Source organism: Roseovarius sp. TE539 (genome assembly GCF_003298505.1).
GTDB lineage: Bacteria > Pseudomonadota > Alphaproteobacteria > Rhodobacterales > Rhodobacteraceae > Roseovarius.
On record NZ_QNGB01000081.1, the window covers coordinates 1 to 591 of the forward strand.

The 591-nt window shown below is 65.5% G+C and carries 1 pseudogene; it reads left to right on the forward strand.

Going from position 1 to position 591, the window contains the following annotated elements:
* Positions 1 to 114: 114 nt before the first annotated feature.
* Positions 115 to 591 (forward strand): annotated as a pseudogene (locus tag DQW77_RS17965) (IS66 family transposase); the annotation flags it as partial.

Sequence of the window (591 nt, forward strand, 5' to 3'; positions counted from 1 at the left end):
ATGGGCGCAGCCGCTTGAGCGAGTTGATGGCTCCGCGCCTGCGCCCATTGCTCACGCCGCCGAATGATGGCAAACAAATGAGGAACAGACTCGACTTGCGAGTGGCCCTGAAAAATGGGGCAGGTCATGGTCAGCAAATACGCAGACCACCTCCCGTTATACCGCCAGAGCCAGATGCTCGCCCGGTCGGGTGTCACCATAGACCGCGGCACTCTGGCCGACTGGGTCGGCGTCGCCGCATTCCATCCACGGCCCGTGGTCGACCGGCTGGCCGAGCATCTGAAGGCGTCCACCAATCTGTTCATGGATGAGACGACCGCGCCGGTTCTCGATCCCGGACGCGGCCGGACCAAGACCGGCCATCTCTGGGCTCTGGCGCGTGACGACCGCAGCTGGGGCGGTGCCGATCCGCCCGGCGTGGTCTTCTTCTACGCGCCCGATCGAGGTGGCAAGAATGCTGAAATCTTCCTGCACGGCTTCGACGGGATCCTCCAACTGGACGGGTATACTGGCTACAATCGCCTCACGCGCCCCTCCCGCAAGGGCGGCGACCCGATCCGCGTGGCCCATTGCTGGGCGCACGCCCGGCGC